The organism is Actinophytocola sp., assembly GCF_036002505.1.
In the GTDB taxonomy this organism is placed as follows: Bacteria; Actinomycetota; Actinomycetes; order Mycobacteriales; family Pseudonocardiaceae; genus DASYTH01.
Map to the genome: position 1 here is coordinate 24,873 of NZ_DASYTH010000044.1, position 15,480 is coordinate 40,352.

Genomic DNA, 15,480 nt, shown 5'->3' on the forward strand with positions numbered 1-15,480 from the left:
CCGTCACCATGGTCGCATTTGGACTCGCGCTTGGCCTGTGTCTGGCTGCCGTGTTAGCCGCTGCCGTGAGCCCACCCGAGCGGCGTTCCCTGGTCGTGGGGGTCGGCACCGCCGGATCGGGCGTGGCGGCGGTGGTGGCCGGGGTGGCGGCGATGGCCGGCTCGGGCTTCTCCCTCGTGCTGCCGTGGGTGCTGCCGCTGGCCGGGGTGCGGCTGGCCCTGGATCCGTTGGGCGGGCTGTTCGTCGCGGTGGTCGGCGGCGTGGCGGCGGTGGCCGGGGTGTACGGGATCGGCTACTCCGGGCACGGCCTGAACGGCCGGGCGGTCCAGGCGCTGCTGCCGGGGTTCGTGGCCGCGATGCTGCTGGTGCCGGCCGCCGACGGGGTGGGCACCTTCCTGGTCTGCTGGGAGCTGATGGCGGTGACCTCGCTGCTGCTGGTGCTGGCCGAGCACCGGCGCCGGAGCGAGGTGGGCGAGGCTGGGTTGTGGTACGGGGTGATGACCCATCTCGGGTTCGTCGCGATCCTGGTGGGGCTGCTGACCTTCGCCGCGCACGCGGGCTCCGACTCGTTCGCTGCGCTGCGGTCCGCGCACCTGGCGCCGGCGCTGGCCTCGGTGGTGTTCGTGGCGACGCTGGTCGGGTTCGCCGCCAAGGCGGGGATCGCGCCGCTGCACGCGTGGCTGCCGCGGGCGCATCCGGAGGCGCCCAGCCACGTGTCGGCGCTGATGTCGGCGGGGATGGTCAACCTCGGGGTGTACGGGATCGTGCGGGTCGGCGCGGACCTGCTGGGCGGCGGGTCACGCTGGTGGTGGCCGCTGGTGCTGCTGCTCGGCGCCGTGTCCGCGGTGTACGGGATCCTGCAGGCGGCGATCAGCTCGGACCTCAAGCGCCTGCTCGGCTACTCGACCACGGAGAACATGGGCCTGGTGCTGATCGGGGTGGGGGCGGCCGGGATGTTCGCCGCCGACGGCAACCGGGCGCTGGCCGGGCTGGCGCTGGCCGCGGCGCTGCTGCACGTGGTCAACCATGCCGCGTTCAAGACCCTGCTGTTCACCGCCGCCGGTTCGGTTCTGCACGCGACCGGCACCCGGGACCTCGACGCGCTGGGCGGGTTGCGGCCCGGGATGCCGGTCACCACCGCGCTCTTCGGGATGGGGGCGCTGGCCGCGTCGGCGCTCCCGCCCGGGGCGGCGTTCGTGTCCGAGTGGTTGCTGCTACAGAGCCTGGTGCACGGGCTGCCGCCGAGCGGGGTGGGCACCGCGATCCTGCTGCCGCTGGCGGTGGCCGCGATCGCGCTCACCGCGGGGCTTTCCGTGGCCACCTTCGTCAAGGCGTTCGGCGTGGGGTTCCTGGCCAAGCCGCGCAGCGAGGCTGCCGCCCGGGCCACCGAGAGTCCGCGCACCATGCTCGCCGGGATGGGTCTGGCCGGGCTCGTCTGTGTGCTGCTGGCGGTGGCGCCGATGGTGGTCCTGCCCGGCGTGGGTGCGGTGGCCGGAGGTGTGACCGGTGCCGCGGATCCGGTGGTACGCGGGGCGATCACCCTGGAGCTGTCCACTGTGGCCGGCTCGCTGTCGCCGCTGCTGCTGGCCTTGGCCTTGCTGGCCGGTGTGGTCGCAGCCGCGGGTGCGGTGCGCGCGGTGGGTGCGCGGCATGCCCGGCGAACGGCCCGGTTGTGGGACTGCGGTGGCGGGCCGCTGACCGCGCGGATGGAGTACACCGCGACCTCGTTCGCCGAGCCGCTGCAACGGGTTTTCGACAACGTGCTCGAGCCGGAGGACGACGTCGACGTCACGCACGCCCGGGAGTCGGCCTACCTGGTGGAGTCGGTGGAATACCGGCGCCGGGTGCCGGACCGGATCGAACGCCGCCTCTACCGTCCCGTTGTCGCGGTGGTGGCCGCCTGGGGGCGGGCCGGCCGGTTGCTGGCGACCGGAAGCGTGCACCGCTACCTCGGCTACGGCTTCTACGCCGTCACCGGGGTGCTGATTCTGCTGGCGGTGACCCGTTGACCGGAATGATCGGCGCGGTGCTGCAAGTGATCATGGTGGTGGGCGGGTCTCCCCTGCTGCTGGGCCTCATGCGGCAGGTCCGCGCGAAGCTGGAAGGCCGCGCCGGCGCGGGCATCTGGCAGCCGTGGCGCGACCTGCGCAAGCTGTTCGGCAAGGAGGCGATCACCCCGCGGCGCACCAGCGAGGTGTTCCGCTACGCCCCGCTGGTGCTGTTCGCCACCGCGCTGATGGTGGCGGTGGTCGTCCCGTTCGTCACGACCCGGTCCGCCGTGGGCCCGGTGGCGGACCTGTTCGCGGTGGTGGCACTGCTGGCGCTGGGCACGGTCACGCTCGCGCTGGCCGGGTTGGACACCGGGACCGCGTTCGGCGGGATGGGCGCCAGCCGGGCGGTGACGATCCTGGCGCTGGTCGAGCCGACGCTGCTGGTGGCGATCCTGGCGCTGTCGGTGCGGGTCGGCTCCACGAACCTCGCCACCATCGTTTCGTCCACATTGGACGATCCGGGCCGGGTGATCTCGCCGGTGACCCTGCTGGCCGCGGTGGCGCTGCTGGTGGTGATCATTGCCGAGGCCGGGCGGCTGCCGGTGGACAACCCGGCCACGCACCTGGAGCTCACCATGGTGCACGAGGCGATGATCCTCGAGTACGCCGGCACCGACCTGGCGCTGGTGGAGCTGGCGTCGGCGATGCGGCTGACCGTGTTCCTCGGCCTGCTGGCCACCCTGTTCGTGCCGTGGGGAATCGCCACCGCCGCCACCCCGGCCGCGCTGGCGGTCGGGGTGGCCGCGTTCGCGGTCAAGGTCGGGCTGCTGGGGGTGCTGCTCGCCGCCGGGGAGGTGTTCCTGGCCAAGGTGCGGCTGTTCCGGGTGCCGGAGCTGCTGGCCGGGTCGTTCCTGCTCGCCCTGCTCGCCGTGTCCGCGTCGTTCTTCCTGGCCTGAAAGGGGAATCGAGGGGTGAACGAGACGCTCTACGTCCAGCTGCTGAACCTGGCGGCGGGTGCGTTCCTGCTCGCCGCGGTGCTGGTGCTGTGGCGCCGCGAGCTCGCCGTGATCATCCGGGTGTTCGCGGTGCAGGGCGCGGCGCTCGCCGGGATCGTCGCGGTGCTGGCCGGCCACGAGCACTCCGCCGAGCTGTGGGCGGTCGCCGCGGGTGTGCTGCTGTTGCGGGCCACCGTGCTGCCGGTGCTGCTGCTGCGGGCGCTGGCCGGGGCGGGCACGGCGCAGCGGGAGACCGCGCCGCTGGTCAACGTCAGCGCCTCGCTGCTGGCCGCGGCGGTGCTGACCATGATCGCCTACGCGGTGTCCAAGCCCCTGGTGGACCTGGCCCCCTCCCCCGCGACCCGCGCCATCCCGATCGGGCTGACCGTGGTGCTGATCGGGTTGTTCGTGCTGGTCACCCGCCGCCACGCGCTGTCCCAGCTGGTCGGGTTCCTGCTGATGGACAACGGGATCACCGCGATCGGGTTCCTCACCACCAGCGGGGTGCCGCTGGTGGTCGAGCTCGGCGTGTCGCTGGACGTGCTGTTCGCGGTGCTGGTGCTGCAGATCCTGACCACCCGGATGCGCGCCACGTTCGGCGACACCGACCTCGACGAGCTGCGGGAGCTGCACGACTGATGATCACCGTGCTGATCCTGGCCCCGATCCTGCTCCCCGCCGCCGGATCGGTCCTCTATGGGCTCCTCGGCTGGCGCCGGCCCACCACCTGGCTGGGCACCGCATGCGCCGCCGGTCTGCTGGCCGCCGGAATCGCACTGTCCATTGTGGTCAGCGTGGACGGCGCCTACACCGCGGCCGGCGGGCTGCTCCGGGTCGACGCCCTGGCGGCGTTCATGCTCATCGTGATCGGGGCGATCGCGCTGCTGGCCACCGCGGCCAGTCCCGCCTACCTCGACGCGGAACTCCACAGTGGACGGATGAGCACGCGGGCCGCCGGCCGGCACAGCCTGCTGGTCCAGGCATTCCTGGCGGCGATGGCGCTGGCCGTGCTGGCCGCCAACCTCGGGGTGGTGTGGGTGGCGGTCGAGGCCACCACGATCGTCACCGCGTTCCTGGTCGGGCAGGGCCGCTCGCGCGCGGCGGTGGAGGCGGCATGGAAGTACGTGGTGATCTGCTCGGTCGGGATCGCGCTGGCACTGCTGGGCCTGATCGTGCTCAACTACGCCTCGTCCCGGACGTCGGCCCCCGCCGGGCTGGACTGGGTCCGGCTGGCCGCAAGCGCACCCGAGCTCAGCCCGGGGGTGACCCGGATCGCGGTGGCGCTGCTGGTGATCGGGTTCGGCACCAAGGTCGGCCTGGCGCCCCTGCACGCGTGGCTGCCCGACGCGCACTCCCAGGCCCCCGCCCCGGTGTCGGCGCTGATGTCCGGGGTGCTGCTCGCGGTGGCGTTCTCCGCCATCCTGCGGATCAAGGTGATCGCCGACGCCGCCCTCGGCCCCGGGTTCGTGCGCACCCTGCTGCTCGTCATGGCCCTGGCCACGCTGACCGTGGCCACCTCGCTGCTGCTGGCCCAGCGCGACTACAAACGCATGCTCGCCTACCACAGCATGGAGCACATGGGGCTGCTCGCCCTCGGCACCGCCGCCGGCAGCCGGCTCGCCATCGCCGCGGTGCTGCTGCACGTCCTCGGCCACGGGCTGGCCAAAGCGGTGCTGTTCCTGGGCACCGGAAGGGTCCTGCAGCTGACCGGCACCCGGCTGGTGGCCGAGGTGCGCGGCCTGGCCGCGCGCGAACCGGTGCTGGCCGGCCTGCTCGGGCTCGGCGTGCTGGCCCTGCTGGGGTTCCCGCCGTTCAGCCTGTTCGCCAGCGAGCTGGGCATCTTCCGCGCCGGCTATGCCGGCGGCACCGCCTGGGCCACCAGCATCGCCCTGGTGCTCGTGCTGGTGATCACCGCGGCGCTGTTCTCCCACGCCGGGCACATGCTCCTGGGCAACCCACCGCCCGGCGTCCTGGCCGAGGGCCCGGGTGCGGCCACGGCACCGGCCCGCACCGCGGCCGGCACCACGATCACGCTCGCCGGCGGGCTCGTCGTCTGCGCGGCGCTCGGCATCGCAGCCGGCCCGCTGACGCACCTGCTGTCCCTGGCCGCCGACATCCTCACGGGAACACCATGACCACCACCGTCGACGGCCTGATGGCCGGTGAGCCGGCCGGCCACCACCGCACCGCGCTGACCATCACCCCCGTGTGGCTGCCCCGGCACGCCGGCACGTTGCTGGACAACGGATTCCGGGTCGCGCTGGTGGCCGGCCACGACGACGGCGACACGCTGCGCACCGTCTACCTGTTCACCCGCGGCGCCGACGACGGGCGGGTCGAACTGCACGTGCCGGTCAACCCCGCCTACCCGCACCTGCCCAGCCTCGCCGGAGTCTCCTTCCCCGCCGGCCGGTTCGAACGCGAGCTGCACGACCTGTACGGGATCGTGCCCGACGACCATCCGCTGCCCCGCCGGCTGGTCCGCCACTTCCACTGGCCGAAAGGCTGGTACCCGATGCGCCGCGACGCCGGCGACCCACCGGAGTTCGGCGCCACCGAAGGGCCCTACCAGTTCCGCACCGTGGAAGGCCCCGGCGTCTACGAGATCCCGGTCGGCCCGGTGCACGCCGGCCTCATCGAACCCGGCCACTTCCGCTTCTCCGTCGTCGGCGAGACGATTCTCAACCTCAAGGCCCGGCTCTGGTTCGTCCACAAAGGAATCGAGAAGCTCTTCGAAGGCCGCCGGCCGCAGGACGCGGTCGAGCTGGCCGAGCGGATCAGCGGCGACACCGCGATCGGCCACACGCTCGCCTTCTGCCTCGCGGTCGAGGACGCCCTGGGCATCCAGGTGCCGGCCGGGTCGCTGCGGCTCCGGGCGATCCTGCTGGAATTGGAACGCCTCTACAACCACATCACCGACATCGGCGCGCTGTGCAACGACGTCGGCCACGGCATCCTCAACGCCCACGCCCAGCGCGTCCGCGAGCAGCTGCTGCGGCTCAACGACACCGTCACCGGGCACCGGCTGCTGCGCGGCGCCATCCACCCCGGCGGCACCGAGGTCCGCACGCTGCCCGACCCCGAGGTGCTCGCCGCAATCGGCACCGACATCGCCGAGATCGTGGACCTGGCGCTGGGTCACAGCGTCGTGCGGGACCGGTTCGCCGGCACCGCCGTCCTCACCACCCAGCAGGCCAGAGACCTGGGCACCCTCGGCTACGTCGCCCGTGCCAGCGGCCTGACCGTCGACGCCCGCCACGACCACCCGTTCCTGCCCGGCGAGCACCCGCACACCGCACACACGCACACCGACGGCGACGTGCTGTCCCGGTTCACCGTGCGCGCCGAAGACATCCGGCACTCCATCGCGCTGATCACCCGCCTGCTCCAGATCAGCCGGGACAACGGCAACCGCGCCACCCAGCTGCCCCGCCAGCGCACCGGCGCCACCTCCGGGGTCGGCATCACCGAAGGCTGGCGCGGCACCATCGTCCACCGGGCCGAGCTCGCCGCCGACGGCACCCTGACCCGGGTGAAGATCGCCGACCCCAGCTTCTTCAACTGGCCCGCCCTCCCCCTGGCCCTGGCCGACACGATCGTCCCCGACTTCCCCCTGACCAACAAGAGCTTCAACCTCTCCTACGCCGGCAACGACCTCTAACCGGTGTGTCGTCGGAGAAGCAATGTCACAGTCACTCCCCGTAGGTGGCCGCGCCTGTGCCGTCCGCTGCTGAAGAGTTGCGAAGTTTGGCAACTGCGGAGATGATGCGTTCGCAAGTTGCTGCATAGTGCACATACCCCTGCTCTGACGGAAATGCGAGTGTGACAAGTGAATCGGGCGCCGTTGACGGACCTGCTGGAGCTGCGATGACCGCGAGCACCATCCCCGGCCTGGATCAGGCGCCCACCCGCCACGCCCGGGTGCTGGCCTGGGTGCGCCAGGTCGCCTGGCTGACCACGCCGGACCGGGTGGTGTGGTGCGACGGCTCCGACGACGAGTGGCGATGCCTGACCACTCAGCTCGTGCGGGCCGGCACGCTGGTGCGGCTGCGGCAGAAGCCGAACTCGTTCTGGTGCGCCGGCGATCCGTCAGACGTCGCGCCGGTCGAGCGGAGCACCTTCCTCTGCTCCGAGCGCGAGAGCGACGCCGGCCCCACGAACAACTGGATGGCGCCCGGTGAGATGAAGCGGCTCATGACCGGGTTGTACCGGGGCTGCATGCGGGGCCGCACGATGTACGTGGTCCCCTTCTGTCTGGGCCCGCTCTCCGCCGAGGAACCGATGCTGGGCGTGGAGATCACCGACTCCGCATACGTCGTGGTGTCGATGCAGATCATGACCCGCACCGGCAGCGACGTGTTGGCCCGTCTCGGCGACGACGCCGGCTTCCTGCCCTGCCTGCATTCCGTCGGCGCACCGCTGGAGCCGGGTCAGGCGGATGTGCCGTGGCCGTGCAACGACATCAGGTACCTCGCGCACTTCCCGGAGACCCGGGAGGTCTGGTCGTTCGGCTCGGGGCACGGCGACAACGCGCTGCTGGGCACGAAGTGCTGCGCACTGCGGATCGCCTCGGTCATCGCCCGCGAGGAGGGGTGGCTGGCCGAGCACATGGTCATCCTCAAGGTCATCACACCCCAGCAGGCGGTGCACTACGTCGCCGCCGCCGGTGGCAGGACGGACCTGGCGATGCTGGCGTCCACGATTCCCGGCTGGACGGTGGAGACGATCGGCGATGACATCGCCTGGCTGCGGTTCGGGGACGACGGCCGGCTCCACGCGGTCAACCCCGAGCGCGGGTTCTCCGGCGTCGGGCCCGGCACCAGCTGGCACACCAACCCCAACACGATGCATGCGCTCGCCAAGGGCAACTCGCTGTTCACCAACACCGCACTCACCGACGACGGTGACATCTGGTGGGAAGGCATGAGCACCCCGCCCGGGCATCTCACCTCGTGGCGCAACCAGGACTGGTGGCCGGCCGCCGACGGCGGACCCGCCGCGCACCCGGGTGCGCGGTACACCACCCCGATCACCCAGTGCCCAGTCCTGGCCCCCGAATGGGACGACCCGAACGGCGTGCCGATCTCGGCGATCCTCTTCGGCGGCCGCCGCGCCACCACCGCGCCCCTGGTCGCCCAGGCCCGCGACTGGCGGCACGGCACGTTTCTCGGCGCCGTCCTCGCCACCGAGACCAGCACCGCCCCGGGCGGGCCGGCCGGGGCGGTGCACCGGGACCCGATGTCGATGGGCCCATTCCTCGGCTACCACGTCGGCGACTACCTCCAGCACTGGCTCGACGTCGGCGACCGCGCCGACGCGGCGAAGCTGCCGGAGATCTTCACCGTGAACTGGTTCCGCCGGGACCGCGACGGCCAACTCCTGTGGCCGGGGTTCAGCGCCAACACCCGCATCCTCAAGTGGGTGATCGAACGGGTCGAGGGCACCGGCACCGCGTTCGACACCCCGGTCGGCTGGGTGCCCACCGCGGCCGCACTCGACCTCGGCGGGCTCGACGCCCCCACCGAGCACGTCAACGCCGCCCTCGCCGTCCACCCAGACGAGTGGCGCGCCGAACTCCCGCTCGTCGCGGAATGGCTCGACACCATCGGCGACAAGCTCCCCGCCCCACTGAGCGAGGAGCTCGGCACCCTGACCCGCCGCCTCGGCTAGCCAGCCGGACGCGAGGCCCGGAGTGCCATGAAGGCGTCCTTCGGGACGTTCAGTGCCCCGAAGGACGCCTTCAGGGCATGACTCGTCAGCGGGACGGTTGCAGTTCGATCCTTTCCGCGATCTCCACGCGGAGCAGGCTGCGCACGTCCTCGTAGTGGTTGAGCACGGTAGCCGCGGCGCTGCCGGCGAACAGGAGTCCGACCGTGTTGTTGCCGAGGTCGGTGACCAGGCTGCCGGAGTCGCCGCCGGCGGCCATGCCGGTGGTGACGACCTGGTTGAGGAAGCGGGCCACCCGGCCCCCGCCGTAGTTCACGTCGACGGTGGCATTGGTGACGATGACGCGTCCCAGGGTGCAGTTGGTGGTGCGGCCGGTCTTTCGCACGAGATCTCCGGCACGCAGGCCGCCCTTGCGGATCCAGGCCGGCGGCGCCCCGTTGAAGTAGATCTCCCGGCTGGCGTTCTGGAACGAGCATTCGGCGATGGCGGCGTCGACCAGGTTCCGGTGCTGGTTCCGGGGCACGGGGGGATCGAACTGGATCGGGACGAAGCGCGACAGGGTGGCGATCCGGTCCTGCGGGTCGATTCCACCGTCGAACGTTCCCGGTTGCACGATGGCACTTCCGATCGGCGCCGCGTTGGACGCCGCGAGGACGTGGTTGTTGCTGAGCACGTAGAACCGGGACGGGATGCCGACGCCCACGGCGGGTGGGCTGGTGCCGGCGCCGGGCAGGAAGTCGTAGACGACACCACTCAGGGTGCCGGCGGTGATCGCGACGTTGCCGATCGAGAACCCGGCCGGGCAGGGGCGCATACGCCGGGTGAGCACGAGCGGGCCGGCTTCGGCGGGTGCCGCGGGGGGTGCTGGTGGGGCGGCCATGAACTCGTCCCGGTAGCGCTCCAGCAGTGCCGACTCCAGGTTGCCCGCGCCGGGCCCGCCGCGCGGAGCGAGGACCCGCAGGGCGACGAGGTCGCCGACGGCGAGCACGTCGGTGGGCATGCTCTCCAGCTCACCCGGGATCCGGTCGCGCTCGACGAGGTCTTCGGTGGGTACCTTCTGCCGCACCAGTGCGATCACGGCGGCGTCGCCCGTGGGCTCACCGTCGCGCCACTTCACACCCAACCCGAACCCGACGACGTTCGCGCGCGGGTCCGCGGGGTTCATCAACTGTTCTGCGATTCGTGACTGTCCATCCGCGCCCAACTGGGCGCCCTCGGGCAGCCTCATTCGTTCTTGCGCGAACATGAATTCCTCCATCGCGCTGAGATTCAAGACCATCTAGAGCGCGTCGATCTGCCCGGTCGAGATAATTTCGACAGGGTAGCCCTCAATTCTTTCGGGAATCGCGGCAATATGCTCGGCGATGTCGTCTGACATGAGCACCTGGATCACGGGGTGGCCACCGATCATCGCGTCCGCCACACCGACGACACCCGTCAGGGCGAGCAGGTCGTCCTCATGTCTCAGGCGAACTTCGTGAATCGTTGGCACGCTTGGTCGACCCATCGCTACCCGGCTCGGACTGCGATCGACGAACAAATAATGATACGTCGTCCCCTGAACGCATACAAGGCCTTGTCGTCGTTTCAACCAAATTCATCGATCAAAACGGCGTCACATTTAGCAGACGTATGCACTGAATCGTGATTTCAGCTGAATGTGATCAACGCCTGGACCGGGAGGTGGTCGGAGGGGAACTGGCCGCCGGGGGCGGACGGGTTGATGGCCACGGCGGGGATCGTGTGGCTGCCCCGGGCGAGGATCCAGTCGATGCGGTTGCCGCTGGAGACCAGCGGCCGGTAGTTGTGCCAGGTGCGGTACTGGGGGGTGCGGTGGTCGAGGGCGGCGGTCCAGGTGTCGGTGAGCTGGGCGCCTTCGGTGAGGATGCGGTAGGGGGCGGAGGAAGGTGTTGCGGGGACGTTGAAGTCGCCGGTGAGGATGACCGGGACGGTGAAGGTGTTGAGGCGGTCGCGGACGAGCTCGGCGCCGTGGCGGCGGGCCGGCTCGGAGTGGTTGTCGAGGTGGGTGTTGAGGACGACGAACTCGGCGCCGGTGTGGCGGTCGGCGAAGTGGACCCAGGTGGCCATGCGCAGCGAGCCGCTGTCCCACGATCTGGAGGCGATCACGTCGGGGGTCTCGGAGAGCCAGAAGTGGTCGAACGCCAGCGGGGTGAGGCGCCGGGTGTCGTAGAAGATCGCGGTGAACTCGTCGCGGCTGCCGCCGGCGCGGCCGAGGCCGATCCAGGTGTAGTGGTCGGGCAGGTCGTGGTCGATGTCCTGGAGTTGCTGGTAGAGCCCTTCCTGGGTGCCGATCACGGTGGGCTGCTCGGTGCGCAGCAGCTCGGCCAGGGCGGGGCGGCGCTGCGGCCAGGAGTTCGGGCCGGTGGGCGAGGCGTAGCGCAGGTTGAACGACATCACGTGCAGCGCGTCGCCGTTGGCCGGGCCGATGATCACGCGGCCACTATCCCATTCGGCCTGTGCCGGGTTGGCCACGAGCAGGCCGAGGCAGATCACCAGAACGCACAGCAGACCACGCGGCCGAAGCACCCCACGACGGAACATCGGTTCCTCCGCTCGTCATTATGGCGATTCGGCGCTGGAGTGGTGCCGGATTGGGCTCGCCGGAGCGGAGCCCGAAATGTATCGGCGAGCATCCGAAATTTTCGGATTACGACCAGCGACCATGCCGTATTGCCGAACCACTGGCGCTGATCACTCGTTACCGCCGCCGCACCACCAACATCGCGACGACGCGCGGTAACTCAAGGTGGACGAGGTCGGCCCGTTAATACGGAGTGTGATTGCTACTTGACCCCTCGTGCTGCGTCGTTTTAGAGTTGTTTCGGCAAGTTTTCGAAACATTGCAGGGGAAGTCGGTGAGTCACCGCTCCGCCGCCGGGACCGGGCCCGGACCGGAGCCACGGTTCCCGAAGCGCCCCGTCTGTCAGCTGCCGGCGGCCGGGACCGCCCACTGACCGCACCGCGGTCACCGCGAGCGGGTCCCGGCCGGCGACGGCTACTGCCCTGCTCGATGTCAGGAGGAGTCTCCAATGTCATTCGCTGTCAGCCGGAGGGCGGTCCTGGCGGCCACCCTCGCCGCCGTCGTTGTCGGCGCCGGCGCCGCGGCGATCACCACGGTCAGGCCGTCCCCGGCCCAGGCCGCAGCCATCGCAGCCACGGGGGTCGAGGACGAGGGCGCCGACTGCCCGGTGTCCGTGCCCGGCTCGTCTCCGTCCAACTCCCGGCTTCCGGATCCGTTCACGAGGATCAACGGCACCCGCATCACCACCAAGGCCGACTGGCGGTGCCGGCGGGCCGAGATCAGGGAGTCCGCGGAACGGTTCATCTACGGTGACAAGCCCAGCAAGCCGACCAGCGTCACCGGAACGGTCACCAACACCAACATCACCGTGAACGTGTCGCAGAACGGCCGGAACGCCAGCTTCTCAGCCAGCGTGCAACTGCCCAGTGGCACCGGACCCTTCCCGGCCGTCTTCGTCGTGGGTGGGTTCGGCGCGGACACGACCACGATCCGGAACAGCGGCGCCGCCGTCATCAACTACGACCCCATGGTGGTAGGGCGGGAAGGCACGCCCCGGAACAACAAGCAGGGCGCCTTCTACACCATCTACGGCAACACCAGCAGCACGGGGTTGCTCGCCGCCTGGGCCTGGGGTGTGAGCCGGCTCATCGACGTCATCGAGTCGTCCGGCGGCAACATCCTCAAGGCCGACGCGCTGGGCGTCACCGGATGCTCGCGATTCGGCAAGGGCGCCTTCACGATCGGCGTGTTCGACCAGCGCATCGCCCTGACCATGCCGATCGAATCGGGTAGCGCCGGCGCCCCCATTCTCCGCGGAATTCCAGGGGAAAGCGGCGCGCAACCGCTGAGCAGCGCCTTCGGCGAGCAACCCTGGCTGGGCGACGCGTTCAGCGCCTTCACCGGCAACCCGACCACGCTCCCGGTGGACACGCACGAAATGGTCGGCATGGTCGCCCCGCGCGGCCTGTTCATCATGGAGAACCCCAGCATCGACTGGCTGGCGGCCCGTTCCGGAAGCGTCGCCGCCCTCGGCGGAGCCGAGGTCTACAAGGCACTCGGCGCCGGCGAGAACATCACCTACTGGTCCGACGTCCAGGACGGCACCCACTGCGCCGTCCGCCCCGAATGGCGCACCCCCCTGCAACAGAACATCGCGAAGTTCCTGACCAAGACCGGCAACTCCCCCGGCAGCTTCCACATCTCCAGCCGCAAAGCCGGCAACCTCGCCGACTGGCGCGACTGGACCACCCCCACCCTCTCCGACGGCCCACCCACCTCGACAACCACCACCACCACGACAACGACGACCACCACAACCACCACGACGACCACGACGGGTCCGCCTCCGCCGCCGGGTGGCTGCACGGTGCGGAATGACCAGAACGCCTGGAACACCGGGTTCACGTCGAACTTCACCGTCACCAACAACAGCTCCACCGCGATCAACGGCTGGTCGCTGGTGTTCACCCTGCCCGCCGGGCAGGTGATCACCTCGACCTGGAACGCCACCTACACCCCGACGTCAGGTCAGGTGACCGCGCGCAACGTCGGCTTCAACGCGGTGATCGGCGCCAACGGCGGCTCGATCAGCGGGTTCGGCTTCCAGGCCACGCACACCGGGAACACGGCCAAGCCGACCTCGTACACGCTGAACGGGACGGCCTGCACGGTTCAGTAGTTAAGGGCGGTGAAGGGGGCCTTCCTCACGCCAGACGCGAGGAAGGCCCCCTTCACCGCACTCTGCCGACGCAATATCGCGCCAACCTTTCGTGTCGTCGAGCTAGTGGGTGAGCAGCAGGCTGTCGACCAGGCCGGTAGTGGACGAGATCGGGGTGCCGAGGAGGCAGGGGATCACGCTGCCGAGGTAGCTGATGCCCGAGGTGATCTTGGTGGCGGTGTCGCCGGCGTGGCGTCCGGCGGTGACGGTGCCGGTGTACACGACGGTCTGGCTGACGACGGTAGGCGGGGACCAGGAGATGGTGCTGGTGCCACCAGTGCTGTCGGTCCAGGTGAGGGTTTCGGTCGTCGCGGGCCCGGCGGTGACCGGGATGCAGCTGAGGGTCAGCGTCGCGGTCTCGGTGCCGGTCGCGGTCGAGCCGACGGCGCAGGTGCTGTAGTCGTAGGTGCCGGTCACCGTGACGCTGTTCGGGGTGCTGGTTATCGGCGGGGAGAACGTCCGCGCGAAGCTGCCCAGGCACTCGGCGTCGACGCCGGCCGCGGAGGCGGGCGACGCCGGGACGAGGAGGGTGAAGAGGGCCAGCAGCAGGGTCACGCCCAGCATGGCCGGCCGCCGAGAACCGGTGCTCGACATGATCATCGGAGAGTTCCTCCCGTCACGGTGCGGTGATCTGGGCGGTGAGCGGGCCGGACTGGCTGGTCACCCCTTGGCTGGTCAGGCACTGCAACGGATTCAACACGGGATAGAGCCACACGATGGTCGCGTTCCCGCCCTGGAACGCACCACTGATCACCGAACCCGTGCCGGTGACCTGCTCGGTGCCGCCGACGACGACATCGGTGAAGGTCAGGTCGATGACACTGTGCTGGCCGTTGTTCCAATCGATCGTGTAGGCCGGGTCCTCGAACACTCCGGGCGGCGCCAGACAGGACGCGTCCGGAAACGTGATAACACTTGCCGAGCCGCCGGCGGTCAACGTGGGATCAGAGGACACACAATTGCTGAACGTGTCCGACTCGTTGTATTGCACCGTCCGCGGGGTGAAGGTCAATCCGGGCGAGTAGCTGATGGAGGAGCTCCCCAGGCACGTCGTCGAGCTGACCGCCTGAGCGACACCGCTCACCCCAAACACATTGGCCGCCACCACCACCCCGACCGCGGCCACCGCAATCCTCCGGACGCCCGTGCTCACACCAGCACATTCGCTCACAACGGCGCACCATGCCAGTGCCGAAAGACCCCAGGCCTCACGTCGCCGTGTTTGCGCCTCACGTCGCTGAGTTGGCGCCTGGCGTCGCCGTGTTGGCCGCCGGCGGGTAAGCCGCCGGGGTGAGGGCAGGGCGCGACGAGCCAACACCGCGACACGAGCGGCCAACACACCAACGTCACAAGCCAACATACCGATGCCACGGGCCAACTCGGCGACGTCAGCGGCCAACACAGCTACGTGAGGAGCCAACACATGAGGATGTGCCCGGCGCCGCAGGCGGCGGGCACATCCTCATGTTGGGCGGGTTTAGCGCAGGGTCACCACGAGCGTGCTCGTGTCGTCGCCCGCATGCACCCGCACTTCGTCGCCGCGGCTGGTGTGCACGATGTCGAAGTGCGCGGTTCGGCCGTTCAAAGTCACCGACGACACGCGGGCACCGGACGGGAGCACGGCGCCGATGGTCAGGTCGGCGCGGAGCCGGTCGGACCGGACGGTGGTGCGGAGCTCCCGCTGGCTGCGGGATGCCGAGACATCGACGGAACCGGAGCCCAGCCGGATGGAGCGGCCGGAGATCTGGCTTTGGCCGTCGGGCACCTGTGGGACAACGGTAACGCGGCCGTTGCCGAGGTCGGGGGCTACACCGAGCTGCTGGTGCACCACGGGCCAGAGGATCCCGTAGGCGCCCCAGGCTTGCAGCGTCATCGAACGGTCGTAGAACGGCCGGTCGATGTTCGCCTTGAAGTCCGGCGACGGCGCGATCTCGGGCATGGCGCCGGGCGTCTCCCAGACCGACGGGTCGAGCTGGATCTGGGCGTTGCCCGTGGTGTAGCGCTGCTGCTGCGCCGTGCCGAGCCGGCCGAAGTTGCCTTCGGCGACGGCCATCACCGCGGTGTTGA

The 15,480-nt window shown here is 70.3% G+C and carries 13 protein-coding genes; 7 read left to right on the forward strand and 6 right to left on the reverse strand.

Annotation, left to right across the window (positions count from 1 at the left end; translation table 11 throughout):
• Nucleotides 1-65: 65 nt before the first annotated feature.
• The 6 genes from VGR06_RS03035 (at nt 66) to VGR06_RS03060 (ending at nt 8,656) form a co-directional block, all read left to right on the forward strand.
• Nucleotides 66-2,009: a proton-conducting transporter membrane subunit gene (locus tag VGR06_RS03035; protein WP_327557377.1), complete on the forward strand. Its 1,944-nt coding sequence runs from the start codon at nt 66-68 to the stop codon at nt 2,007-2,009.
• Nucleotides 2,010-2,014: 5 nt separating this feature from the next.
• Entirely contained in the window at nt 2,015-2,947 is a 933-nt protein-coding gene (locus VGR06_RS03040; RefSeq protein ID WP_327557390.1) for a respiratory chain complex I subunit 1 family protein, read from the forward strand.
• Nucleotides 2,948-2,962: 15 nt separating this feature from the next.
• The gene (locus VGR06_RS03045) at nt 2,963-3,625 is read left to right on the forward strand and encodes a hypothetical protein (RefSeq protein ID WP_327557378.1); all 663 of its coding nucleotides are present in this window, start codon (nt 2,963-2,965) and stop codon (nt 3,623-3,625) included.
• Nucleotides 3,625-5,121 carry a proton-conducting transporter membrane subunit gene (locus VGR06_RS03050; protein ID WP_327557379.1) on the forward strand — a complete coding sequence of 499 codons (1,497 nt, stop codon included), beginning with the start codon at nt 3,625-3,627 and terminating at the stop codon, nt 5,119-5,121. Before VGR06_RS03045 ends, VGR06_RS03050 begins: the two co-directional genes overlap by 1 nt.
• Nucleotides 5,118-6,647 carry an NADH-quinone oxidoreductase subunit C gene (locus VGR06_RS03055; protein WP_327557380.1) on the forward strand — a complete coding sequence of 510 codons (1,530 nt, stop codon included), beginning with the start codon at nt 5,118-5,120 and terminating at the stop codon, nt 6,645-6,647. Before VGR06_RS03050 ends, VGR06_RS03055 begins: the two co-directional genes overlap by 4 nt.
• A 206-nt stretch (nt 6,648-6,853) precedes the next feature.
• Nucleotides 6,854-8,656, forward strand: a complete 1,803-nt coding sequence (locus VGR06_RS03060; RefSeq protein ID WP_327557381.1) for a phosphoenolpyruvate carboxykinase (GTP) — start codon at nt 6,854-6,856, stop codon at nt 8,654-8,656.
• A gap of 85 nt (nt 8,657-8,741) precedes the next feature.
• On the opposite strand, the gene VGR06_RS03065 is transcribed toward VGR06_RS03060, so the two are convergent.
• The 3 genes from VGR06_RS03065 to VGR06_RS03075 all read right to left on the reverse strand — a co-directional run bounded on the left by VGR06_RS03065 (nt 8,742) and on the right by VGR06_RS03075 (nt 11,215).
• Nucleotides 8,742-9,818 (reverse strand): hypothetical protein, encoded by a 1,077-nt coding sequence (locus VGR06_RS03065; RefSeq protein WP_327557382.1) that lies wholly within the window; start codon nt 9,816-9,818, stop codon nt 8,742-8,744.
• Between the two features lie 114 nt (nt 9,819-9,932).
• Nucleotides 9,933-10,145, reverse strand: a complete 213-nt coding sequence (locus VGR06_RS03070; RefSeq protein ID WP_327557383.1) for a hypothetical protein — start codon at nt 10,143-10,145, stop codon at nt 9,933-9,935.
• Nucleotides 10,146-10,303: 158 nt separating this feature from the next.
• Nucleotides 10,304-11,215, reverse strand: coding sequence for an endonuclease/exonuclease/phosphatase family protein (locus tag VGR06_RS03075; RefSeq protein ID WP_327557384.1), 912 nt, complete (start codon nt 11,213-11,215; stop codon nt 10,304-10,306).
• Nucleotides 11,216-11,703: 488 nt separating this feature from the next.
• Between VGR06_RS03075 and VGR06_RS03080 the strand changes: the two genes are divergently transcribed.
• On the forward strand, nt 11,704-13,374 hold the full coding sequence (locus VGR06_RS03080; RefSeq protein WP_327557385.1) for a cellulose-binding domain-containing protein: 1,671 nt from the start codon (nt 11,704-11,706) through the stop codon (nt 13,372-13,374).
• 102 nt (nt 13,375-13,476) lie between these two features.
• Here the strand turns inward: VGR06_RS03080 and VGR06_RS03085 are convergent, their stop codons facing one another.
• From VGR06_RS03085 to VGR06_RS03095, 3 genes are all read right to left on the reverse strand, one after another.
• Nucleotides 13,477-14,013, reverse strand: a complete 537-nt coding sequence (locus VGR06_RS03085) for a hypothetical protein (protein WP_327557386.1) — start codon at nt 14,011-14,013, stop codon at nt 13,477-13,479.
• 16 nt (nt 14,014-14,029) lie between these two features.
• On the reverse strand, nt 14,030-14,566 hold the full coding sequence (locus tag VGR06_RS03090) for a hypothetical protein (protein WP_327557387.1): 537 nt from the start codon (nt 14,564-14,566) through the stop codon (nt 14,030-14,032).
• Nucleotides 14,567-14,890: 324 nt separating this feature from the next.
• The coding region (locus tag VGR06_RS03095; protein ID WP_327557388.1) for a hypothetical protein at nt 14,891-15,480 on the reverse strand (590 nt) is incomplete at its 5' end.

Excerpts from the sequence above, each read along its gene's own strand:
- VGR06_RS03065 (WP_327557382.1), bottom strand. The coding sequence starts at position 9,818 with ATGAACCCCGCGGACCCGCGCGCGAACGTCGTCGGGTTCGGGTTGGGT.
- VGR06_RS03055 (WP_327557380.1), top strand. The coding sequence starts at position 5,118 with ATGACCACCACCGTCGACGGCCTGATGGCCGGTGAGCCGGCCGGCCAC.
- VGR06_RS03085 (WP_327557386.1), bottom strand. The coding sequence starts at position 14,013 with ATGATCATGTCGAGCACCGGTTCTCGGCGGCCGGCCATGCTGGGCGTG.
- VGR06_RS03050 (WP_327557379.1), top strand. The coding sequence starts at position 3,625 with ATGATCACCGTGCTGATCCTGGCCCCGATCCTGCTCCCCGCCGCCGGA.
- VGR06_RS03040 (WP_327557390.1), top strand. The coding sequence starts at position 2,015 with ATGATCGGCGCGGTGCTGCAAGTGATCATGGTGGTGGGCGGGTCTCCC.
- VGR06_RS03075 (WP_327557384.1), bottom strand. The coding sequence starts at position 11,215 with ATGTTCCGTCGTGGGGTGCTTCGGCCGCGTGGTCTGCTGTGCGTTCTG.
- VGR06_RS03060 (WP_327557381.1), top strand. The coding sequence starts at position 6,854 with ATGACCGCGAGCACCATCCCCGGCCTGGATCAGGCGCCCACCCGCCAC.
- VGR06_RS03080 (WP_327557385.1), top strand. The coding sequence starts at position 11,704 with ATGTCATTCGCTGTCAGCCGGAGGGCGGTCCTGGCGGCCACCCTCGCC.